General features: G+C 38.9%; 19 protein-coding genes. 18 read left to right on the plus strand and 1 reads right to left on the minus strand.

Annotated elements, in window-relative coordinates:
* Nucleotides 1–38: 38 nt before the first annotated feature.
* The 13 genes from gdhA to RU86_RS01470 all read left to right on the plus strand — a co-directional run bounded on the left by gdhA (nt 39) and on the right by RU86_RS01470 (nt 12,883).
* Entirely contained in the window at nt 39–1,388 is a 1,350-nt protein-coding gene (gdhA, locus tag RU86_RS01410; RefSeq protein ID WP_096813688.1) for an NADP-specific glutamate dehydrogenase, read from the plus strand.
* A gap of 351 nt (nt 1,389–1,739) precedes the next feature.
* Entirely contained in the window at nt 1,740–2,738 is a 999-nt protein-coding gene (gene ccpA, locus RU86_RS01415; RefSeq protein ID WP_096813689.1) for a catabolite control protein A, read from the plus strand.
* Nucleotides 2,739–2,840: 102 nt separating this feature from the next.
* A complete protein-coding gene (locus RU86_RS01420; protein WP_096813690.1) occupies nt 2,841–4,007 on the plus strand; it encodes an MFS transporter in 1,167 nt (388 codons plus the stop codon).
* A 104-nt stretch (nt 4,008–4,111) separates the two neighbouring features.
* Nucleotides 4,112–4,387 carry an autorepressor SdpR family transcription factor gene (locus RU86_RS01425; protein ID WP_096813691.1) on the plus strand — a complete coding sequence of 92 codons (276 nt, stop codon included), beginning with the start codon at nt 4,112–4,114 and terminating at the stop codon, nt 4,385–4,387.
* The gene (locus tag RU86_RS01430; protein ID WP_096813692.1) at nt 4,377–5,009 is read left to right on the plus strand and encodes an SdpI family protein; all 633 of its coding nucleotides are present in this window, start codon (nt 4,377–4,379) and stop codon (nt 5,007–5,009) included. Before RU86_RS01425 ends, RU86_RS01430 begins: the two co-directional genes overlap by 11 nt.
* Nucleotides 5,010–5,185: 176 nt before the next feature.
* The gene (locus tag RU86_RS01435; protein ID WP_096813693.1) at nt 5,186–5,497 is read left to right on the plus strand and encodes a PadR family transcriptional regulator; all 312 of its coding nucleotides are present in this window, start codon (nt 5,186–5,188) and stop codon (nt 5,495–5,497) included.
* The gene (locus RU86_RS01440) at nt 5,494–6,090 is read left to right on the plus strand and encodes a DUF1700 domain-containing protein (protein ID WP_096813694.1); all 597 of its coding nucleotides are present in this window, start codon (nt 5,494–5,496) and stop codon (nt 6,088–6,090) included. The genes RU86_RS01435 and RU86_RS01440 overlap by 4 nt, the downstream gene beginning before the upstream one ends.
* A complete protein-coding gene (locus RU86_RS01445) occupies nt 6,080–6,922 on the plus strand; it encodes a DUF4097 family beta strand repeat-containing protein (protein WP_096813695.1) in 843 nt (280 codons plus the stop codon). Before RU86_RS01440 ends, RU86_RS01445 begins: the two co-directional genes overlap by 11 nt.
* Before the next feature lie 138 nt (nt 6,923–7,060).
* Complete coding sequence (locus tag RU86_RS01450; protein ID WP_096813696.1) at nt 7,061–8,035, plus strand: LacI family DNA-binding transcriptional regulator; 975 nt, start codon at nt 7,061–7,063, stop codon at nt 8,033–8,035.
* Between the two features lie 177 nt (nt 8,036–8,212).
* Nucleotides 8,213–9,538 carry an ABC transporter substrate-binding protein gene (locus tag RU86_RS01455; RefSeq protein ID WP_096813697.1) on the plus strand — a complete coding sequence of 442 codons (1,326 nt, stop codon included), beginning with the start codon at nt 8,213–8,215 and terminating at the stop codon, nt 9,536–9,538.
* Nucleotides 9,539–9,647: 109 nt separating this feature from the next.
* A complete protein-coding gene (locus tag RU86_RS01460) occupies nt 9,648–10,523 on the plus strand; it encodes a carbohydrate ABC transporter permease (RefSeq protein WP_096813698.1) in 876 nt (291 codons plus the stop codon).
* Between the two features lies 1 nt (nt 10,524).
* Nucleotides 10,525–11,382, plus strand: a complete 858-nt coding sequence (locus tag RU86_RS01465) for a carbohydrate ABC transporter permease (RefSeq protein ID WP_096813699.1) — start codon at nt 10,525–10,527, stop codon at nt 11,380–11,382.
* Between the two features lie 31 nt (nt 11,383–11,413).
* The gene (locus RU86_RS01470; RefSeq protein WP_096813700.1) at nt 11,414–12,883 is read left to right on the plus strand and encodes a glycoside hydrolase family 32 protein; all 1,470 of its coding nucleotides are present in this window, start codon (nt 11,414–11,416) and stop codon (nt 12,881–12,883) included.
* Between the two features lie 71 nt (nt 12,884–12,954).
* On the opposite strand, the gene RU86_RS01475 is transcribed toward RU86_RS01470, so the two are convergent.
* Nucleotides 12,955–13,554, minus strand: a complete 600-nt coding sequence (locus RU86_RS01475; protein ID WP_096813701.1) for a pentapeptide repeat-containing protein — start codon at nt 13,552–13,554, stop codon at nt 12,955–12,957.
* 424 nt (nt 13,555–13,978) lie between these two features.
* On the opposite strand from RU86_RS01475, the gene RU86_RS01480 reads away from it, so the two are divergent.
* From RU86_RS01480 to RU86_RS01500, 5 genes are all read left to right on the plus strand, one after another.
* Complete coding sequence (locus RU86_RS01480; protein ID WP_096813702.1) at nt 13,979–14,440, plus strand: DUF2798 domain-containing protein; 462 nt, start codon at nt 13,979–13,981, stop codon at nt 14,438–14,440.
* A gap of 376 nt (nt 14,441–14,816) precedes the next feature.
* Entirely contained in the window at nt 14,817–15,377 is a 561-nt protein-coding gene (locus RU86_RS01485) for a CvpA family protein (RefSeq protein ID WP_096813770.1), read from the plus strand.
* A 6-nt stretch (nt 15,378–15,383) separates the two neighbouring features.
* A complete protein-coding gene (locus RU86_RS01490) occupies nt 15,384–17,720 on the plus strand; it encodes an endonuclease MutS2 (protein WP_096813703.1) in 2,337 nt (778 codons plus the stop codon).
* Nucleotides 17,721–18,026: 306 nt separating this feature from the next.
* The gene (locus tag RU86_RS01495; protein ID WP_096813704.1) at nt 18,027–20,744 is read left to right on the plus strand and encodes a CRISPR-associated helicase/endonuclease Cas3; all 2,718 of its coding nucleotides are present in this window, start codon (nt 18,027–18,029) and stop codon (nt 20,742–20,744) included.
* Entirely contained in the window at nt 20,737–22,428 is a 1,692-nt protein-coding gene (locus tag RU86_RS01500) for a type I-E CRISPR-associated protein Cse1/CasA (RefSeq protein ID WP_179296169.1), read from the plus strand. Before RU86_RS01495 ends, RU86_RS01500 begins: the two co-directional genes overlap by 8 nt.
* Nucleotides 22,429–22,430 lie beyond the last annotated feature (2 nt).

Genomic DNA, 22,430 nt, shown 5'->3' on the forward strand with positions numbered 1-22,430 from the left:
TATCTGCTACTTTATACTTTAGAAAAAGAGGAACTGTCATGTCACAATCTCATAGCCTTATTACTGAGTTACAAGCAAAAATTCATGAAAAAGACCCAGGTCAAGTTGAATTTTTACAAGCAATTGATGAGTTTTTTGCAAATCTAACGCCTTTTTTAGATAAGCATCCTGAAATTTCAGAAAAACATATTTTAGATATGATAACTGAACCTGAGCGTGTGCTCCAGTTTCGTGTGCCATGGCAGGATGACCAAGGCGAATGGCGGATTAACAGAGGCTTCCGTGTGCAGTTTAACTCAGCTATCGGGCCTTATAAAGGTGGCTTACGCTTCCATCCATCAGTGAATCTGTCTATCCTTAAGTTTTTAGGATTTGAACAAATTTTCAAAAATGCCTTGACTGGTCTACCTATCGGTGGTGGTAAAGGTGGGTCAGATTTTGATCCTAAAGGGAAGTCTGATAGTGAAATTATGCGCTTCTGTCAGAGCTTTATGACTGAATTACATCGTCATATTGGGCCAAACTTAGATGTACCAGCAGGTGATATCGGAGTAGGTGGTCGTGAAATTGGCTACCTTTATGGTCAGTATAAACGCTTACGCGGCAATGACCAAGGCGTCCTAACAGGCAAAGGTCTTACCTTTGGTGGGTCATTAGCTCGGACAGAAGCAACAGGTTATGGCCTCGTCTACTTTGTTAAGCACCTCTTAGCAAACAATGACGATAGTTTTAAGGGCAAGACAGTACTGGTTTCAGGTAGTGGTAATGTGGCGATTTATGCGATCGAAAAAGTACATGCCCTAGGTGGCCTTGTGGTCACTGCATCGGACTCGTCTGGTTATATTTATGATCCAGAAGGGATCGATCTTGACTTATTAAAAGACATAAAAGAAGTGAAACGTGAACGCCTAACTGAATACGTCAAAGCAAGACCGTCAGCAACTTATGTTGCAGGAGAGTCAGTTTGGCAACATCAAGTCAAGGCAGATATTGCACTACCATGTGCGACACAAAATGAAATTGATACCGAAGGGGCTAAACGCCTGATCGAAAATGGTGTTAAAATCGTTGCTGAAGGGGCGAATATGCCGACGACCCTTGCAGCGGTGGATATCTTACATGCTGAGCAGGTAACGTATTGTCCAGGTAAGGCAGCAAATGCTGGTGGGGTTGCTGTTTCAGCATTAGAGATGAGCCAAAACTCAGCAAGACTGTCCTGGACTTTTGATTATGTGGATCAAGAGTTAGACAAAATTATGCAGATGATTTATGAAAACTGTCGTGATACGGCAGCAGAATTCGGCTTGGAAAATAATTTACTAGCCGGTGCCAATATCGCAGGCTTTAAAAAAGTAGCCGAGGCGATGTTAGCACAAGGTTTAGTTTAAGTAACCGTTACAGTCAACTCCTCTAATATACGGTAGGCGTTGTCAGGCATTGTTATCGGTTTAAAACGATCAAAAAAGTCAAGCAATTGACTTTTTTTGATGGCAAAAATAATGTTGCTAAAGGATTAGCTAGTCGTCTTTTAATTGAAAAATCCCAGAAGTCAAACAAGTTAAGGGCAAGCTATATCAGCTGTTTAGCCTTACTTAATGGGCATTTTTTGACCGACTGTCATTTTTTATGTAAATTTTAGGCAATATATCTTGAAAACCTTTTCATAAAATGATAAAATATATAAATGAAATGAAAATATTATTTTCATGAAAAAGGTGTAAATGAGGAGTAGAATAAAAATGGATAATGAAACAATTACAATATATGACGTCGCGCGTGAAGCAGCAGTGTCGATGGCGACAGTCAGCCGCGTTGTGAATGGCAACCAAAACGTTAAGGAAGCAACACGTCGTAAGGTATTAGACGTCATTGAACGCCTAGATTATCGCCCGAACGCTGTGGCGCGTGGGCTTGCATCTAAAAAAACAACAACAGTTGGTGTTGTCATACCTGATATCTCAAATAGTTATTTTGCAAGTCTGGCCCGAGGCATTGATGACATCGCAACGATGTATAAGTATAATATTGTCATCGCAAATTCAGATGGAGATGATGATAAAGAGATTAATGTTGTGAACACGCTTCTTGCTAAGCAGGTCGATGGCCTTGTCTTCCTAGCACATGATTTATCTGACAAGATACGTGCTGAATTTTCGCGTACAAGAACACCGATTGTCTTAGCTGGTGCAGTAGATCACGAAAGTCAAATTCCTTCAGTTAATATCGACTATAAGCAAGCGACTAAAGATGTGACGCTTGAACTTGCAAAAAATAATCAAAAAATTGCCCTTGTTGCAGGACCTATGGTCAATGCAATTAATGGTAAAGAACGTCTGATTGGCTATCAAGCTGCCTTGTCAGAAAGCGGTCAACCCTTCTCTGAAGGGCTTGTCTTTGAAACAAATTATAGTTTCAATGATGGCATGAAACTAGCTGAACGTGTTAAAGCATCAGGCGCAACTGCTGCTGTCGTAACAGATGATGAAGTTGCTGTTGGCTTATTAAACGGTTTAGTCAATAACGGTGTTAATGTACCGGAAGACTTTGAAATTATTACAGCCAATAACTCAGTCATCACTGAATTTACGCGACCAACTTTATCATCTATTGAACAGCCTTTATATGATTTAGGTGCTGTATCGATGCGTCTATTGACTAAGATGATGCATAAAGAAGAAGTAGATGAGAAACGCGTGATTCTACCTCACGGTATCGTCAAACGCGGTTCTACAAAATAAGGTAGCGAATACATCCTATATAAATTGCGAGCGAAAGCGGGCAGTTTTTATTTTTATCATGATAGGTGCATTTCATTACCTATCTCCCTTTGCGAGGTTAAGATGACTAGAAAACCTATCCTGTCGGCACTTGTTATCATAAATTTTATCATTTACATTTCACTCGGTTTACCGGATTCTATACTGGGTAGTGCTTGGCCAAGTATGCGTGAGACCTATGGGATGGGTGCTAGTCAAATCAGTTATTTGACAACCATTATCCTACTATTTTCAGTGTTATCGAGTTTACTCTATACAAAAATTGCGCGCTATTTTACGACGTCGCAAGTTATTTTTACCAGCATGATATTGGTCATCATTGGGCTAGGTTTAATGATGATGACGTCAAATCCTTGGGTCCTATTTATTTCAACACCATTTATGGGGATTGGACAAGGTGCTATCGACGTCACCGTTAATCATTTTGCGGCTAAGCATCTGCCAAGCTCTCTCATGAGTCTCTTGCATGGGTTTTATGGGGTAGGCGTCAGTATGAGTGCAGCCATCTTGACTTTTTTCTTAGCTAATTTTGCGAGTTGGCGCTTAGCTATCATAACGATTGCCATACTTGAGATCTTGATATTGGGCTTGGTTTTTATCTACCGCAGGCATTTCTCTGAGCCAAACGATCAGACACTAGATCATCATAATGATACTAGCCGCCCAGTTAGTCAAAAATTTAAGCTCAGCTACCTGATCAATCCCCTATTTTATTTCTTTTATGCGATAGAAGGGGTAGTCGGGGTCTTTCTAGCAACCTACTATGTCGAAGCATTTCAGGTGAGCAGTGCAGAGGCTGCTTTTTTCACAACGCTATTCTGGCTGGGCTTGATGTTTGGCAGATTTTTAACAGGTGCCTTAACGCGTTTTTTTAGTGACAGAGCGATTTTATTTGGCCACTTGTTACTTCTTGTCGCCATGTCTTTGACGCTATTACTACCACCTGGTGTTTATACTGTTTTGACTGCCTTCATGTTAGGGCTTGCCATGTCTTCACTGTATCCCTTGATGATGATGGTGCCAAATCGCATTTACTCAGAACCAATTGCCAAACAAGTGATTTCTTATAATGTCGGCTCTTGTATGTTAGGAACCCTCATTTTTCCCCTGATTTTTAGTGGTTTATTTAAAAGTCTAGGATTTGGTATCTTTCCTTATCTGATTTGTGGCTTGACGCTCGTCTTATTCATGATCGCAGGCTATATTTTTAAAAAGTATCAAACAATCTAGTCACAACTTGATTGTTTTTTATTTATGTCACTTTCTATTTTGACTTTTATCTAAATAGTGCTATAATCTATTTAGGGATAAAACTAAATAGAAAAGAGGACCTGATGAGTGTACAACAAACATTAAAAGCAATCGCTAACCCGGTTAGACGGGAAATCCTAACGATTTTGAAAGCGGGTCGACTATCAGCTGGAGAAATTAGTGATAACTTTGCGCTAAGTCATGCGACTGTTTCAAGTCATTTAAAGCTACTTAAAGAAGCGGACTTGATTCGGGAGAGTAAGTATAAGAATTTTATATACTATGAACTGAATCTCAGTGTATTTGAAGAAACCATGTTTTGGTTGAAAGGATTTTTAGGTGAAAAAGATGAAAATTAAAGAAATGACGTGGCCTATCTTGTTAGGTCTACTACCGATTGTGATTGGCTTAGTCCTCTATCGCCAGTTACCAGAACAATTACCGATTCACTGGGGGTTAAACGGTCAAGCAAATGCTTATATGGGTAAACTACTCGCAATCTTACTCATGCCAGGGCTGATGCTTGCACTGAATGTGGTCTTACATATTGCATTTGTCCTTAACTTGGGTAAGTCATCTAATCCCAAAATTGAAAAGCTATTGATGTGGGTGTTGCCGATCATGGCGATTGTGATTCAATCGTTATCCTTTAGTGAAGCACTTGGTTATCATCTATCGATTAGTCTGTTTGTCATGTGTATCATCGGTATCTTATTTATGGTACTGGGTAACTATATTCCTAAAACAACGATCAATAGAGCTATCGGCTTTAGATTGCCAAGTACCTTAAACAATCCAGATAATTGGCAGAAGACAAATCGTCTGGGTGGGATCATGCTTGTTTTGTCTGGTCTCTTATTTATCATAGGTGGGGTGATTAGTCTGTGGTATCCTATCATTATCTTCCCCGTTTTTATTTTTATGATGGTCACAGTTGTGCTCATCCCTTTGATTTACTCGATGAAATTGGCTAGAAAATAAGTAGCAAGTGATAGTCTAAAGCACAACCAATCAGGTTGTGCTTTTTTTGTTGTGTGCTGGTAGGTTCTTTTTAGTTTAATAAGCAATTAAGGGCATGACTGAGTTTATCCTTGACATCATACTATTTTTCATATAGTATTATATTATATACAAAATAGTATTGAGAGGTAAATCGTATGACAATCCAAATGCCAACTGTTTTACTGGATGGTAGTGTGCTTGCCATTCTTGAAAATCAGGATATGTATGGCTACCTGTTGACTAAAGAAATACAAAAATATATTAATGTCTCAGAATCAACCATGTATCCAGTCTTAAGACGTTTGCAAAAAAGTGGTGAATTAGTGACCTATGATGAGGCATTTGAAGGCAGAATGAGACGGTATTATCAAATTACGCCACTAGGTCAAAGGCGTTTAAGTGAGATTAAACAAGATTGGCAAACATTTTCAGTTGGAGTCAATGATATTTTAGGAGGTATGTCATGAGTTATATCCAGGATCTAGCAAGTTATTTAACTAATCTACCGCAGGAAGAGCGTGAAGATGCCCTGTTTTATTATGAACAGTATATCTATGAGGGTAAGCTGACTGATGGTCAAGCAGTTTCTGAGTTTGGCACACCCAAGCAGCTTGCCAGACGATTAGTTGCCGATTACTACATGGGTGACGCACCACAGCTCCCAGAAAAAAAAGCGCAGTCCCCTTTTACCTTGGCTAGAGTTGTCATTCTTGCCTTATTTGCATCACCTATCTTAATTCCCGTTTTGATTGCGGCTTTGGCTATTATCTTCTCACTGATAATTACTTTTGCAGCACTTGTATTTTCGATATTTGCTGTGCTCTTAAGTTTTCTTGTGGCTGCTATCGTAAGTATCATAGGTGGTGTGATCATCATCAGCCAGTCGGTCTTAGGTGGCTTATTTTATGTGGCATCTGGTCTTGCCCTTATCGGTTTAGTTATGCTAGGTTTGCCCCTTGCTATCCTAATGGTTAGGTGGTTAAAAACGATCTTAATGCTGATGATTAAGTGGGTTGGTAAACAGACTGTGGGTAAAAAAGGAGTGAGACATGAATCATAAAAGAATGATGATAATCGGTGCTATCTTATTGATAGTAGGTGGGACAGCTGCTTATGGCATTTGGCAGGTAGAAAAACCAGGTGGTCTAGTTTGGCAAGATGGCTTTAAATATAAACGGCTAGGAAAAATCAGTCAGTATGATTATTCATCTCAGCTACCAGCTGATCGCACAACCATTAAAAACCTAAATATTAGGGTTGAAAATTGTGATGTTATCATCACAAAAGGGTCAAAATTTAGGGTAACGGCAACGAAATATGCATCAAAAGTATTAGATAAATTAGTATCTGTTACCTTTACGGATGGAACATTATCCATTGAAGAAAATCGTGATCAAGAAGGTAGCGTGGTCTTTGGCGTTAATAACTTCACCCAAAAGATCAACATAGAAATTCCTGAGGGTAGTCAGTTAGCAAGTGTAGAGGCAAAAAACAAGAGCGGTGACTTGAAAGTCACAAATTTGAAACAGATAGACAGGCTAGTTATGTCAAGTGATAATGGTGCTATTAAATTTGAAAATATCGCGACGAAGTATGCTAAACTAAGTAGTGAAAATGGCGATATTACCATCAAATATAGTAGTTTTGACAGTCTAAGTGCTAATAATCAAAATGGTAATATTGAGCTCAAGAAGAGTCACATTTCTGATGGTGGTGATATCAGTAATCAAAATGGGGATATCGAACTTGATAAGACAGCATTTCCAACCTTTTACGCAGCAACACAGAATGGTGATAAAGAAATTAAGCGTAGCCAAGCAAGTCAAGAAACCAGTAAGGCAGCTGCAGCATTACGCATCTTGAACCATAATGGTGATATTGAGATAGATTAAGTACAAAAACATGACTCACCTTCAGTCATGTTTTTTAGCGTGTTCTATGTCTTGAAAAATAGGGCATGCTATGGTATGGTTAAATTAAAAGATTGATTAGCTATAAGACGATGTGGTCGTTTGTCGAAAGGAGATAAGATGGGTGTGACGATGAAAGATGTTGCGGCGCTTGCGGGTGTCGGCGTCGGAACAGTGTCAAGAATGATAAATGATGTGCCGGTCAAGGCATCTACACGCAAAAAAGTGGAAGCCGCTATCAAAGAACTAAATTTTGAGCCTGATGCATCAGCTAGAGCGCTTAAGACCAAGCGTAGTCAAACGATTGCCTTGATTTTACCAACGATTTGGCATCCCTTCTTTTCAGAATTTGCCTATCATGTCGAGGAGAGTCTCAGTAAACATGGCTATAAACTCTATCTGTGTAATGCAGATGGTGATCCTCAAAAAGAGTATGACTATATCCAGATGGTCAAGCAAAGCAAAGTCGATGGCATTATCGGCATCACTTATTCAGATATTGATAAATTTGTATCCACCAACTTACCTTTTGTCAGCATCGATAGACATTTTTCGGAAGCAGTGACTTATGTGACTGCGGATAATTTTGGTGGCGGTAAACTAGCGGCTGAAGAATTGAATAAAAGAGGCTGCCAAAACCTAGTTTATATTGGTGGGATTAACCAATATCCTAATGAAACGACTTTACGGGCAGATGGATTTGAAGCCTACTGCAAGGCACATCATATCGCGTTTGATAGCTTGAAAATTCCGGAACCAATAGCAGATTTTGCCACACCAATCAAGGCATTTTTTAACCAAATTAAGGCATTTGATGGGATTTTTTGTGTCAATGACACAATGGCAATAGAAGTGATGACAGCACTGAGAACGCTTGACAAAGCAGTCTTGCGTGACTATCAGTTGATTGGGTTTGATGGCAACAAAATGGAGAGCTCAAGAGATTATATGGTCTCTACGATCGTTCAACCTAAACAAGAGATGGCAGCAGCTGCAGTTGATTTAATCCTAAAAAAAGTCGCAGGCGAGCAGACTAAAAATCGTGTCATCTTACCCGTTACCTTTGTGTCAGCAGGCACTACCAAAGACGTTTAAGGCGTCTTTTTTATTTTCTGTCAAAAACGTACATTTAGCACTTGAAAGAAAACGCTTTCAATGTTAAACTAATCTTAGAAATTGAAACGTTTCCAAAATAACGAGTCATGGGTTGGGGATGGATCAGTTACAACATTACACTAAAACGGAAACGTTTCCAAAAACGGAGGATGTCAAATGAAAAAAAGTACAGTCATCAAAGCAGTTGGTCTGCTTACAGTTGCAGTGATTGCTGGAACTGCACTGACAGGGTGTGGGAAATCAACTAGCAAGGCGAGTAAAGGGAGTGACAAAGACGTCACTGTATGGGTCAATACTTCAGATGAAACACCTGAAGGCAAAGCATGGGAAAAAATCAGTGAAAAATTTAATACTGATAATGGCAAAGGCTATAAAGTCAAAGTTGAATATATTCCCCGTAGTGGCTCAGGTGGCGGTTATGAAGATAAAGTAAACGCAGCCATTACGACAAATACCTTACCTGATATTGTCTCCTTAGATGGGCCTAATACGGCAGCCTATGCGTCATCTAAAGTCATCGCACCTTTAGATGATTACTTGAAGGATGCAAAAATGGATGATGTCCTAGACTCCATCAAGAAACAAGGCACCTATAATGGTAAATTCTATGCCTTTGGCTTTTCAGAGTCGGGCGTTGGGGTTTACTACAATAAGAAGATGTTCAAAGAAGCAGGGATTGACCCGACGACGATACCAACCCTCCAAAAACCTTGGACATGGCAAGAGTTTCAAGCTGTATCTGCCAAAATTAAAGAGAAGTTCAATAGCCCAGCTATCGATATCCAACTAGCAAATGCTGATGAGATGCTGACTTATGCTTACACCCCATTTATCTGGTCTAACGGTGGAGATGTTGTCAGTGAAGATGGTAAAAAAGCAGAAGGCTACTTTAATGATAAAAAAAGTGTTGAAGGCCTACAATTTATTCAGGACTTAGTTAAAAAAGGCTATACGACAAATACGCCTGTAAAAAAAGGATTTGAAACAGGCAAGTATGCCATGCTCTTAAGTGGCTCATGGACGATGGCAGATCTTGCAGCTAACTATAAAGATATCGACTATGGTATCCTACCTTACCCAGTGTCAGATACAACGAAAAAACTTGTCTCACCAACAGGTAGTTGGGAACTTGCCATGTCAAGTGCAACTAAGAAAAAAGATGCCGCTGCAGCCTTTATCGTCTATGCAACCAATACAGAATCAAGCAAGATTATGAGCTTAGGCAATCAAGTGTTACCAATTCGTAAATCAACAGCCGAATTGATTAAAAATGATATCCCAGAAGGGATGAAGTTCTTGATGGAACAAAATCAACTTTCAGGTAAATCACGCCCTGTCGTTGTCGCTTATCCACAAGTATCACGTGCCTTCCAACAAGCGGCAGCTGACGCAGGCTACTTTAAAGAAAATCCAGATGTGCAAAAAGTTGCAGATACCAGAGCAGCAGAAATGCAAGCAGCAATCGATAAAGCTAAAAAATAAATAGGGCAAAGTATGACTTGAATAGCCGCCTTGTTTGCATTACATGACAGAAAATAACTGGTCTGTTGCTGACTCAGATCAAAGGGGAAACTGGTTTAGGAGTAATTTTATGAACAAAAAACCGACATTAAAAGATAATTTGATCGGGTACGGCTTTATGTCACCAGCCTTGGTATTACTAGGTGTTTTTCTGGTCATTCCCGTATTCATGGTTGTCTACTATTCATTTACTGACTACTATTTGCTAACACCCGATCAGCGACAGTTTGTCGGCTTAGCAAACTTCATCCAACTTGTTAAAGATCCGTTTTTTATCAAATCGATCTTTAATACTTTAAAATTTGTGGTCTGGATCATTCCAGTTCAACTTGGTGCAGCGCTCGGCCTAGCTCTAATCGTCAATAAAGCCAGAAAAGGGAATCTCTTGTTTAAAGTTGCCTTCTTTGCGCCAGTTGTCATGTCCTTGGTCGTGATTTCGATTCTTTGGCTCTATCTACTCAATCCAAATGATGGCTTGATTAATACCATCTTGACCAAAGTCGGGATCAACGCACAACCCTTTTTAACCAGTCCAAAGCAAGCCATGTACACGATTGTCTTCGTTTCAGCATGGCAGGGTGCTGGCTATCAGATGTTGCTCCTACTTGGTGGGATGCAAAATATCCCGCAAGATGTCTATGAGGCAGCTGAAATAGATGGCTTTAGTAAGTTTCAACAATTTATCTATATTACCATGCCCTTGTTGAAACCGACAGCCTTGTTTGTCCTCTTAACAACCCTTATTTCAGCCTTTAAACTGATCGTTCAACCGATGGTCATGACACAAGGGGGACCGATGAATTCGACCATGACCATGGTCTACTATATCTACCAATCAGGATTTACAGATAGAATGGTCGGCTATTCAAGTGCCATCGCCCTCATTTTCACAACGATGATCGGCATGATTTCAATCGGTCAACGCAAGCTGATGAAGGAGGACTAAGATGAAAAAAATACTTAAAAAACTAAAAGCAATCACAATACTTGAGTATATTTTACTCTTACTTCTGGCAGCCCTCTTTATTTTCCCGATGTTATGGATGGTTGTTTCATCCATGAAACCGGAAGCGAATGTCTTTAAAGACCTAAGCAGTTTTCGCGCTTTTCTGCCAAGTATGAATCCAGCCAACTGGTTTAAAACCTATGCAGAAGTCATCAAACGCTTTAGTGTGGGGACCTATCTCCTGAATAGTATCTTCTATGGGTTAAGCTTTTCCTTCTGTTCTATCTTGATTAATGCTTTGGCAGGTTTTGCCTTTGCAAAGATTAATTTTTCAGGAAAAAAACTTATCTTTGGCTTGATGCTAGGCCTACTAATCGTGCCTGTAGAAACAGTCCTAATCCCGCAATTTACAATCATGAATGGACTAGGGCTAGTGAATACAAGACTGGCAGTTATCCTACCAGGAATCGCAAGTGTCTTTAATATTTACCTGTTTAGGAATTTCTTTATCGCCATACCTGAAGAAATTATCGAATCTGCAAGAATTGATGGGGCAAGTATTGTCAAAATATTCTTTAGCATCATGTTACCCATGTCTAAACCTGCGATCGCGACAGTCGGCGTACTGTCATTTATAGGCAGTTGGAATGACTACATCTGGCCGTTGATGGTCTTGACAGACAAAAGTAAATTTTCGATGCAAGTGGCGATTACGACCATCAATTCAACACAACCAGTTTATATTAATCAGGTGATGGCTGTCTTGACCATGTCAACGATCCCACTCATTATCATCTATGTTGTGGCGCAAAAATACATCTTAGAAGGCCTTGGTGGGTCAGGCACAGGCATCAAATAAGGCATTACTTAAAACCTAAAAAAGGGGAGACATGACAAATAAAGTTGCGTTGGCGAATCAGTTTATTGCTGAACATGTCACAGAAGTTGTACAAGACTATCGGCATCACTTTCACTTAATGGCGCCTATTGGTTGGATAAATGATCCAAATGGCTTTATCTATTTCCAAGGTGCCTATCATCTGTTTTATCAACACTATCCCTATGATAGTAAGTGGGGACCGATGCACTGGGGGCATGCGAAGTCGGTTGACTTAATTCATTGGGAACATCTGCCTGTTGCATTAGCACCTGATCAAGACTATGATGCCGATGGCTGTTATTCAGGTAGTGCTATCGAGCGAGATGGCAAACTTTATCTGATCTATACAGGTCACGTCGAGCATGATGGTATCAGACGTGAGGTGCAGTGTTTGGCTGTATCTGAGGATGGCATTCACTTTGAAAAAAATGCGGCTAATCCGATTATAGGAGATGAGCAGCTGCTAGGCATCGATGCTGATATTGCTGATTTTCGGGATCCAAAAGTCTTTGCGCGTGACGGCAGTTACTACTGTGTCGTCGCCTCTAAAACATCCGATGACCTTGGACAGATTTTACTGTTTAAATCAGACGATTTACTGACCTGGACATTTTTCTCAGTCCTGCTGACCGGTGAGCCAAAACATGGGACCATGTGGGAATGTCCCGACCTCTTCCACTTGGATGGCAAAGACGTCTTGATCATGTCCCCAATCGGAATGCCAGTTGCTGACTATGCTTATGAGAATATTAACTCTACTGTTGCTTTTATCGGACAAGTTGACTGGAAAACGGGGACATTTAAGATAGATAACTATCATGAGATAGATGGTGGTATGGATTTCTATGCACCACAAACCTGTCTGGGACCGAATAGCGAGCGCATCGTGATAGCTTGGATGCAGATGTGGCAACGCACCCTGCCGACAGATGATCAAAAACACTTATGGGCTGGGGCCATGTCCCTAGCAAGACGCTTAAGCATAGAAAACTTAACCCTGCGACAAGTGCCCGTTTTAGGTCAGTTAAAGCCTGTCACACAAAAAATAGAGATTTCTGAAAATCATCTAGAAACCGTGATTTTAGACCAGATTTTTATAGATAGTTGCTATCTAAAGTTTGACTTAGATTTATCTAAAACAAGTCAAGTTGCCATTGATCTTGCCTTGTCGGCATCATCGGCAATTCGTCTTATAGTTGACCTAGATAAGCAAAGTATCACCCTAGATAGAGAAGGATTTGGTCTAGCGTTAGTTGGACAGGAAGCAGTGCCCCTAAATAGCCGGCAAGTCCCGTTAACGCTAGATAAGTCAAAAAAACTGACCATCGAAATCGTCAGAGACACCTCCTCTATAGAGGTCTTTACAGATAGTGGTCAGGCTTTAACAGCCACATTTTACGAAACAGACAAAAGTCAGATAATCGGACTATCATCTGTGGGAGAACTAACAGGAGAGTTGGCTTATTCAGTCATTTCTTGATCATCAAAAAATACTTGACCAGCTTCTAGGTCAAGTATTTTTTTGTTTGTTGGTTCTTTAGAGCAGTGTAATCAAATGATTTTGATACCTAGTAACCTCGCAAAAAAACCTGCTTGTAAATTATTTATCTTAATGCCATTGAGCTGGTCTAAAGTAACCTCGATGGCATCAAATTCACTATTTGAAAAATCTATACCTTTAAGATTAGTCCCCCAAAAGTTGGCTAAATTAATATTTGTATGCCTAAACTCAAGTTTAGAGAATGTACAGGTTTGAAAGAGGCTCTCTGTTAATTCGCAATTTTCAAAAGTGACTTGTTTTAAAGTACTATCAGAAAAATTTGCGTAGTTCATATTAGTATGATTAAATTGCGTTGTTTTAAAGTAAGCGCCAATAAAATTTGTTCCAAAAAACTTACACTGTGTAAAGTCACAGTCATAGAACCTTGCTTTGGATAAGTCAAGGTTAGACCAATCACAACCTATAAATACACACTTTGTAAATTCTAGTTCGCCCAATTCTGCATGCTCAAAACTTATTTTATTAAACTTTGACTGACTGAAATACAGATTTTCTGTGACGTTGATAACTTCATTCACTAATTCAGTTTGATAGATTTCATTATCCTGAATATCGTTAAACCTTTGTTGCTGTAAATTATTTAATGCCATTCCTCGTCCTCGTCTATATCATTTATCTTTCCTATGTTGTTGCGCTTTAATGTCTAAAGGTATCAAAAGTGCGTATACTCCCTTTGAACCTGATTTGGGAAGTCATGTTGTTTAGACAGCGAGTATCAGGCTGAAAAATGGCTAATACATAGCCTAAGTTAAGCTCTCACATGCCTGAATTTCAAAAAAGTACCTCCTGTAATATTATAAAACTTTGTATTGATCAGTGTCAAGATTTAGTATTTTTAAGCAATCCTGATGTGTCGAAGTAAGCATATTACTTGACCAAATTGTCTTGCTTAATATGTAGTCTTGAAAAGATAGTAGGTAAGCTGATAGTCACAATTTGTAGGAAAAAAACGCTTACGAAAAAAATTTAATTATGCTATACTGATTTTGTTTCATAGAAAAGGAGGGCATTATTTTGCCTACGAACAAAAAAGAGGGAATCATTTTTACAGTGATGATGTGTTCACTTATGGTTATTGGCATGAGTATTTATAATTTATGGGTACATAATAGTTTGGATATAATTGCACTCGCTAAAGGATTTATACCAGGTTTTATAGTCGCATTTATTTTAGATGTCTTTATCGTTGGTGTTGTTGCTAAAAAATTAGCTTTTAAATTACCAATTAATAAAGCAAGTAAATTTCAATTGATCCTTACAATATCAACACTTATGGTTATTGGTATGGTCACATTCATGTCTGTTTTTGGTTTGCTGATGAATGGTAATGTTTCCAGTATAACTTTTTTAGATTACTTACATGCTTGGGGAACTAACATCATTTTGGCTTTACCTCTACAATTAATCATAGTGGGACCCGTTTCTAGACAAGTCTTAAGCGTAATCCAAAAACAAAGCAAGTCAGTACAAGTATAATGACTTGTCTAAAACATTATCTAAGATAAGGTAATGTTTTTTTTATGTCATATTGATTGTATATCATGACTCTGCTAGCTAAACCTCTCAGGCATTACGCTAAACATGGGATGAAAACAGAAGTAGATGATCAAAATAGATGCTATCCATTATTGTATTTGACCAAGGCTAAAGCATAGTGATGATCTAACAATGGCGTACCAAAAAGCCGTGTATCATAAACCTACAGCACTTTGCTTGACGGAAAATAAGTTACGTTTTAACTAAGGACATGTTTAAATTTAAGTAGGATCAGTTGCCTTGTCTGTAGGTGCTGGAATCGGTATCCCATCACTAGTCCATCGTTTTCCTATGGGATTTATGATATAATATGTCTATGATTATTACACTTATCATTTTAGCCCTTTTAGTTTGGGCATACTTTGTCGGTCAGTCACGTGGTCTTGCATTGCAACTTTTTTATACATTTGGCTCGCTCATCGCTATTTTTATTGCACTTGCAAATTATAAAACGCTTGCTGAAAAAATAACACTTTGGGTCCCTTTTGCATCTGCAACAGTCGATAGTAAATTATCCTTTTATCCAGCTAAATTACTTTTCGAAATTGATCACGTTTTCTACGCACTCGTAGCCTTTTTGATCATTTACGCTGCCGTCTATGCTGGCTTACGGCTTATTGGTATCTTTTTAGGTGCCTTTGAAAGTATGATCATATTTGGCGCTATCGGTAACGTGATTGCCGGTATCTTATCAGTCTGTGCTGTCTTTTTTGGCTTATCACTAGCTCTGATGGTGCTGTCAACTGTCCCGCTTGCTTTGGTTCAAAACCAGCTATACGCTAGTGGCATTGCACGCTTCATGCTAGAGCAGACACCTATCTTTTCTAGCTGGTTGCAGCATACCTTTATCACAGACATTACAAAAATTAACCTATAGAATCCTATGAACAATAAAATTTTAGTTACCCTAGAGTTTGATCAGATTAAAGCACAAGTTAGTCAATCACTCTCTACTTCTCAGGGTCAAGCAGAAATGCAAGACTTGGCCCCTATTACCGATCGAGATCGTATCCAAAAATGGTTTGCCGAATTAGTAGAATTTGGTAATATCGTCCAAGAAAATGGTCCGGTACCACTAGCTAATACAGCAGACTTGACGGAAATCTTGCGTCGTATCGAATTAGATGCGAGCTTGGCAAGTCAAGAATTTGCAAAAATAAAAAAAGTTCTGCGTTTGGTAAATGAAACGCGGCGTTTTTTTGAACACTCAGTAAATGTTAGCTTTCCTGTTTTGTCACAAACACTCGACAAATTTGTCGATGTGGGGTATTTGCTAGGCCTCCTGCAAATCATCGATTCGGCGGGTGCACTTGCGGATACCGCCTCAAGTCATTTGTTTAGTCTACGTCAGACAATCAAAAAAAGTGACAGTGATGTCAAAAAAATATTAGCTGAAATCTTGTCCAAATCTCAAGATCATTTGACCGAAAATATCATTACCATCCGTCAAGGACGGCCAGTGCTTGCTGTCAGAAGTGATAGTAAGAATAAAATACCTGGTGTTGTCCACGATATGAGTGCCTCAGGTCAGACCTTCTATATCGAGCCAAATCGAGTGGTGACACTAAACAACGACATCGCCCAAAAAAGGATAGAAGAAAAAAATGAAGTAGCTCGGATACTACGAGAACTTGCGGAGGCCATAAAGCCACATACACCAGATATTCGACAAAATACCTGGTTGATCGGACAGATCGACCTCATCAACGCAAAATATCGTTATCAACTGGCTAACAAAGCCACGATACCGACTATTTCTGATCATAAAGCAATCAAGCTCTATGATGCCAGACATCCTTTAATCGATCCAAAAACAGTTGTCGCAAATGATTTTTTCTTTGATCAGACACTGGAAACGATCGTTATCACTGGGCCAAATACTGGTGGTAAGACGATTACCTTAAAAACACTTGGTGTGGCGCAGCTGATGGCACAATCTGGTCTACCTATCTTAGCTGATCACGGTAGTCAGGTCGGCATCTTTACAGAGATTTTTGCTGACATAGGTGATGAACAATCCATCGCCCAAAGCCTATCAACCTTTTCTAGTCATATGACCAATATCGTTAAGATATTAGGACAAGTTGACCACAAAAGTCTTGTCTTGTTTGATGAGTTGGGTGCGGGTACTGACCCTAAAGAAGGGGCAGCCCTTGCGATTTCAATCCTCGATTTTCTAAAAGCGAGGCATGCTAAAACACTTGCGACCACACACTATCCTGAGCTAAAAGCGTATGGTGTTGAGACAGAAGGTGTCGAGAATGCCTCTATGGCCTTTGATTTGGATAATTTCAAGCCGACTTATCGTTTGGTACAAGGGGTACCAGGACGCTCAAACGCCTTGGAAATTTCAAGACGGTTAGGCTTGGACAGCTCTATATTAGCTGAAGCTGCAGGCTTTCTGACAGAAGATGAACATGATGTGAATGTCATGATTGCCTCATTAGAGCAAAAAAATCAATATTTAACAACATCAGTCGCTAACATCAGGATACTTGAAAAAGAGAATAAGCTCTTGCACCAAGACTTGAGCAAGTCTGTTGAGACCTTTAAGCGTGACCGTGAAAAAGCCTTAAACGAAGCACGACAAGAAGCACAAGATATCGTCAAAGTTGCGATCGATGAAGCAGATACGATTCTCAAGACCCTACAAGACAAGTCCTTGTTGAAACCACACGAAATCATAGAAGCAAAACATCAACTAGGTGAGCTAGCTCCTGAGCTTGTTGATTTATCTAAGAACAAAGTCCTAAAAAAAGCCAAGGCAAAACGTGGCCTTAAACCAGGCGTAGAAGTCCTCGTCCTATCCTATAATCAGCGTGGTAATCTCATCAGACTGGCTAAAGATGGGCGCTGGGAAGTTCAGATGGGCTTGATCACCACAAAACTATCAGAAGACGAGTTTGACCCCATAGAGAGTGAAGAAATCACTAAAAAAGTCAAGACCAAAGCCGTTAAAAAAACAGTGACTGCTCATATCCAAGCTCAGTTAGATTTACGTGGGACACGATTTGAAGAAGCCCAAAAGCAATTAGACGACTATCTAGACCAAGCCTTACTCGCTAATCTGCACCAAATTACCGTCGTTCATGGTATCGGTACAGGCGTCATACGTGAGATGGTCCGAGAGTACCTCCAACGGTCGAGACACGTCAAGTCCTACACCTATGCCCCACAAAATGCAGGCGGTAGCGGAGCGACGATCGTGACCTTGAAGTAGGCCAAAACGTATACAGTAATATAGACAACACCGAACTAGATTTCGGTGTTTTTTTGTATGTCTTTCTTAGATAATATCAGGTTATCAGATGATTGTGAAAAATGACAGTAAACTCAAGCATTTTTAGATAATACGTGTTATAATTATTCTGAAAATAACTATACATGAAGGAGCTGGATGATGGGTAAAGAGTATACGATTGGTTTGGATATTGGGACAAATTCTATTGAGTGACCATCGTAAAAAAACAAGTTACTGGGGTCAAGGTATCTATAATTATAGTGATACAAAAATGGAGTGATATTTATGAACAGTTTCTGGGCTAAAAAAACAGAGAACAATGGCAGATTATTTTGGCTGCCACTTAGTCAGCATCTTGAGGATACGGCTAATGTTATTGGGTTATTATGGGAGCATTGGCTGAGTCAAGGTCAAAAAGACTTAATTATTGATGAAGTTGGTAATGAGGAACTTGCTAAAAACCTTACGCAACTCCTAGGATTCTATCATGACATTGGAAAATTAACAGCATCTTTTCAGACAAAAAAAAGTTTTCATCAATCAGATGATCTGGATGCTAGATTATTAGAGAAGTTGGAAAAAGCTAATTTTAGTGGTATTTTATCACTAAATCTAACCAATGCTAATCGCTCTTTGCATGCGCTTGCGGGTCAAGCTTTACTTGAGTCTTATGGCGTTAATCAAAGTTTTTCATCCATTGTGGGTGGGCACCACGGTAAGCCAGTTGATAATGGACAAATTGTGAGAACTCAGCTTAAAAGTTATCCAGCAAATTATTTTCAAGAAGAAAAAGAAACCCATCCGATCCATCAAAAATGGGAGTTATGTCAAAAAGAAATTTTTGATACAGGTTTAGCAAAATTTGGATTTGAAGATACGCAAGCTATACCAGAGTTTTCTCAAAGTATTTGTGTTATTTTAGAAGGTTTACTGATTATGGCAGACTGGATTGCTAGTAATGAGGCATATTTCCCATTGATTGACCTTGACGATGACGGGAGTACGATCAATCAAGAGGCTAGACTTGAAAACGGGTTTAAAGCATGGTTTAAAACACGGTTATGGCAACCTGAACCCACCCTTGATGTGACTGAATTATATCAGAAGAGATTTTCATTTGCTCCTAGAGATGTTCAAGAAAAATTGTCAACTGCCATAGAAAATAGTAGTCAACCAGGTATTATAATCGTTGAAGCGCCAATGGGAGTTGGTAAGACAGAGGCAGCTTTAGTTGCTGTTGAACAACTGGCTTTCAAGACAGGCCGTTCTGGTATGTTCTTTGGGTTACCGACCCAAGCAACTTCAAATGGTATTTTTTCTAGAGTAAATACGTGGTTAGCAAGTATCACAGAAGATAGCCATCAAAATCAGTCGTTGAAGTTGCTACACGGTAAAGCGACCTTGAATGATGAATTTGATAACATATCAAAAGCACATGGGATAGAAATTGACGAGGGTATTGACGGAAGTGTTGTCACAAATGAATGGTTTCAAGGTAGGAAAACAGGCATCTTAGATGATTTTATCGTTGGCACAGTAGATCAATTTTTGTTAAGTGCTTTGAAACAAAAACATCTAGCCTTACGTCATCTGGGATTGAGTAAAAAAGTTATCGTAATTGATGAAGTTCATGCTTACGATGCCTATATGGGACAATTTTTATACCAAGCCATTAAGTGGATGGGAGCCTATGGTGTACCAGTTATTATTTTATCTGCGACACTCCCTGGTACGCGCAGGGAAGCATTAGTTAAAAACTATATGTTGGGTAGTGGAAAAAAATGGCGTGATACAGTTAAACCAGATGATTTAGCGACGAAAGAGACTTATCCACTTATCACTTATAGTGATGGGAGTGAGGTGAAACAGGTTACAGTATTTAAAAAGGAAAAGAATAAGCAAGTATCGATTAACAAACTTAATGATGACGCATTAATAGACTTACTAGAGTCATCTTTATCAGATGGTGGTGTTGCTGGCATTATCATAAATACTGTTAAGCGAGCACAAGTAATCTATCAAACAGTGAGTGAAAAATTCGGGGAAGAAAATGTTGAATTACTGCATTCCAGTTTTATAGCTACTCATCGTATTAAAAAAGAAAAGCAACTTATGGCTGATATAGGTAGGGGTGCGACTAGGCCAGATAAAAAAATTGTGATCGGGACACAAGTTATCGAGCAGTCTTTAGATATTGATTTCGATATCTTAGTTACCGACTTAGCACCTATGGATTTATTGCTTCAAAGGATTGGTCGGCTGCACCGTCATGATATTCTTCGACCGAAAAAACTAGAAAAACCAGCTGTATATGTGCTAGGTACAAGTGATGATTTTGAGTTTGAAAGTGGGTCAAAAGTAGTTTATGGAGACTATCTGCTCATGAGAACGCAGTATTATCTGCCTAAGCAAATCAGTATACCATCCGATATCTCAAACCTTGTTCAAAAGGTCTACGCTGAGGATGAACTAGCGTTAGGGGAAGCCTACCAAAAAGCTAAGGAGGCTCAAACTTCATTCTTATTAAAAAAAGAAAGTAGAGCAAAAACATTTAGACTAGAAGAACCCAACGAACCTTATGAAGACAATATAATCGGTTGGTTGAACAATCCTAATCCAGATGATAGCGAAGAAAAAGGTAACGCACAAGTTCGTGATTCGGCAGATAGTATAGAAGTTGTCGTTGTTACAAAAAGTGAAGATGGCATTACTTTGATTGGTGATGAGGCATTACTTGACGTGTCTAAAGATGCGAAAAGAATGGCGACTCATACACTACGGTTACCGATGGCATTAACGGCTAGGTGGTCGATAGATGATACCATAAGGGACTTAGAAACCTATAACAGAAAATATCTTTTTGATTGGCAAGAACAAATGTGGTTAAAAGGAACACTAGGTATTGTCTTTGATAATAATAAACAGTTTGTGCTTAATGGTTATCTATTGACTTATGATGAAGCGCTTGGTTTAATGTATGAAAAGGAGGTGGCAAATGGCTGAATTTAATCTATTAGATGAGCCTTGGCTTGTCGTCATGACGGATGATAAAGGGACTATAAAGGAAGTATCGCTCAAAGAGCTATTTGAACATGCGCATGAATATAAATGTCTAGCAGGTGAAACACCAACTCAGGATTTTGCGATTTTACGTTTATTGCTTGCAGTTTTGCATACAGTTTTTTCAAGATTTGATGCAGACGGTAATCAGTATGATTATGTGGATCTTGATGAAAAATATAAGCAAATCCAACCAATAAATCAGGATGATGATGGACGAGCCTATAAAAAAGCATTATTAAAAACTTGGCAACAGCTTTGGCAGCATAAAGAATTTCCATATATTATTGGAGATTATTTAGATAAATGGCATGATCGTTTCTATTTGTTTGGAGGAGAATTTCCATTTTACCAAGTGAGCAAAGAAACGTTAAGTTCACCTTCAAACCAAATAAATAAAGCCAAACCTAATCAGGTTGCTGGGAAAACAATCAATCGAGTGCTTTCTGAAAGTGAGAATAAAGTCATTCTTTTTTCTCCACAGCATAATGCTATAAAAAACAAGTTAAAGCAATCAGAGATTGCTAGATGGCTTGTACTTTACCAAGGGGTAACTGGTACAGGAGATAAGGTTAAATTTGCAAATCAAAATGAGGAACAAAAATTAAACAAAGGCTGGCTTTATGATCTGGGCGGAGTTTATCCGTCAGGTGACAATTTATTTGATACTATCTTATTAAACTTGGCCTTAGTACATCCAAAACAAGAATACATTCAAATGCAGACCCCGATTTGGGAAGAAGATAATAATGAAATTCAGCTAGATAAATTTAGGAAATTAAACCAAGTGAATAATCTGGCATTTCTCTACACTAACTGGAGTCGTGCAATAACGATGCCTGATGATTATAATGAAAATGATGAGTTCAGTATATCGGTTATAAAACTTCCAGAGATTTCCCATCAAAACAACTTTTTAGAGTTGATGACAGAATGGCGATTCAATAAAGTTGGGGATAATAAAGATACCTTTACACCCAAAAAACATAGTTTAACTGAGCAATTCTGGCGATCATTCGGCGCCACTTTCATACCAAATCAGGCTACGCAACGTAGACCAGGGATTGTGGATTGGATTATTTCTCTAGAAGATGTAAATATAGGTTTAGGTAATGTGCAATTCAATGCGATAAGTATGGAAGATGATGGGAACGCAACATCATGGAATCCGATTAATGAGATATTTGATCATCTAAACTTTGAGAATATTTTATCGGATCAAGATGATAGTTGGATTGCATCGATTTCTGACCAAGTTGATATGATAAAAATAGTAATTGATCGTGTACTCTGGTCATTTGCAAATGATATAAAAACAATTAGAAACTTAAGTTCTAGTGAATTCGTAAATCGTGTTAAGCAAACGGCTTATTATCAGGTTGACTTACCTTTTCGTGACTGGTTAGCAAGCATTCAGCCAAGTGATGAAAAAGAAGTGAAGCAGAAAGAATGGCGACGTAAATTACGTAAAATTATTGAATCTGAAGCCCAGAATTTAGTTGAATCAATGGGTAATCGCGATATTCTAGGTGTAGAAGATGGCACATATATAAAAAATATTTTTACAGCGTATAATCGTTTTAAATATAAACTTGAAGAGATGCTACCAAAAGAAAAGGAGGAGTAAAC

Origin of the sequence: Pseudolactococcus piscium (genome assembly GCF_002441695.1) — a bacterium.
GTDB lineage: Bacteria > Bacillota > Bacilli > Lactobacillales > Streptococcaceae > Pseudolactococcus > Pseudolactococcus piscium.

Excerpts from the sequence above, each read along its gene's own strand:
- RU86_RS01455 (WP_096813697.1), top strand. The coding sequence starts at position 8,213 with ATGAAAAAAAGTACAGTCATCAAAGCAGTTGGTCTGCTTACAGTTGCA.
- RU86_RS01440 (WP_096813694.1), top strand. The coding sequence starts at position 5,494 with ATGAGTTATATCCAGGATCTAGCAAGTTATTTAACTAATCTACCGCAG.
- RU86_RS01485 (WP_096813770.1), top strand. The coding sequence starts at position 14,817 with ATGATTATTACACTTATCATTTTAGCCCTTTTAGTTTGGGCATACTTT.
- RU86_RS01490 (WP_096813703.1), top strand. The coding sequence starts at position 15,384 with ATGAACAATAAAATTTTAGTTACCCTAGAGTTTGATCAGATTAAAGCA.
- gdhA (WP_096813688.1), top strand. The coding sequence starts at position 39 with ATGTCACAATCTCATAGCCTTATTACTGAGTTACAAGCAAAAATTCAT.
- RU86_RS01500 (WP_179296169.1), top strand. The coding sequence starts at position 20,737 with ATGGCTGAATTTAATCTATTAGATGAGCCTTGGCTTGTCGTCATGACG.
- RU86_RS01465 (WP_096813699.1), top strand. The coding sequence starts at position 10,525 with ATGAAAAAAATACTTAAAAAACTAAAAGCAATCACAATACTTGAGTAT.
- RU86_RS01475 (WP_096813701.1), bottom strand. The coding sequence starts at position 13,554 with ATGGCATTAAATAATTTACAGCAACAAAGGTTTAACGATATTCAGGAT.
- RU86_RS01460 (WP_096813698.1), top strand. The coding sequence starts at position 9,648 with ATGAACAAAAAACCGACATTAAAAGATAATTTGATCGGGTACGGCTTT.
- RU86_RS01450 (WP_096813696.1), top strand. The coding sequence starts at position 7,061 with ATGGGTGTGACGATGAAAGATGTTGCGGCGCTTGCGGGTGTCGGCGTC.
- RU86_RS01445 (WP_096813695.1), top strand. The coding sequence starts at position 6,080 with ATGAATCATAAAAGAATGATGATAATCGGTGCTATCTTATTGATAGTA.
- ccpA (WP_096813689.1), top strand. The coding sequence starts at position 1,740 with ATGGATAATGAAACAATTACAATATATGACGTCGCGCGTGAAGCAGCA.
- RU86_RS01430 (WP_096813692.1), top strand. The coding sequence starts at position 4,377 with ATGAAAATTAAAGAAATGACGTGGCCTATCTTGTTAGGTCTACTACCG.
- RU86_RS01425 (WP_096813691.1), top strand. The coding sequence starts at position 4,112 with ATGAGTGTACAACAAACATTAAAAGCAATCGCTAACCCGGTTAGACGG.
- RU86_RS01470 (WP_096813700.1), top strand. The coding sequence starts at position 11,414 with ATGACAAATAAAGTTGCGTTGGCGAATCAGTTTATTGCTGAACATGTC.
- RU86_RS01420 (WP_096813690.1), top strand. The coding sequence starts at position 2,841 with ATGACTAGAAAACCTATCCTGTCGGCACTTGTTATCATAAATTTTATC.
- RU86_RS01495 (WP_096813704.1), top strand. The coding sequence starts at position 18,027 with ATGAACAGTTTCTGGGCTAAAAAAACAGAGAACAATGGCAGATTATTT.
- RU86_RS01435 (WP_096813693.1), top strand. The coding sequence starts at position 5,186 with ATGACAATCCAAATGCCAACTGTTTTACTGGATGGTAGTGTGCTTGCC.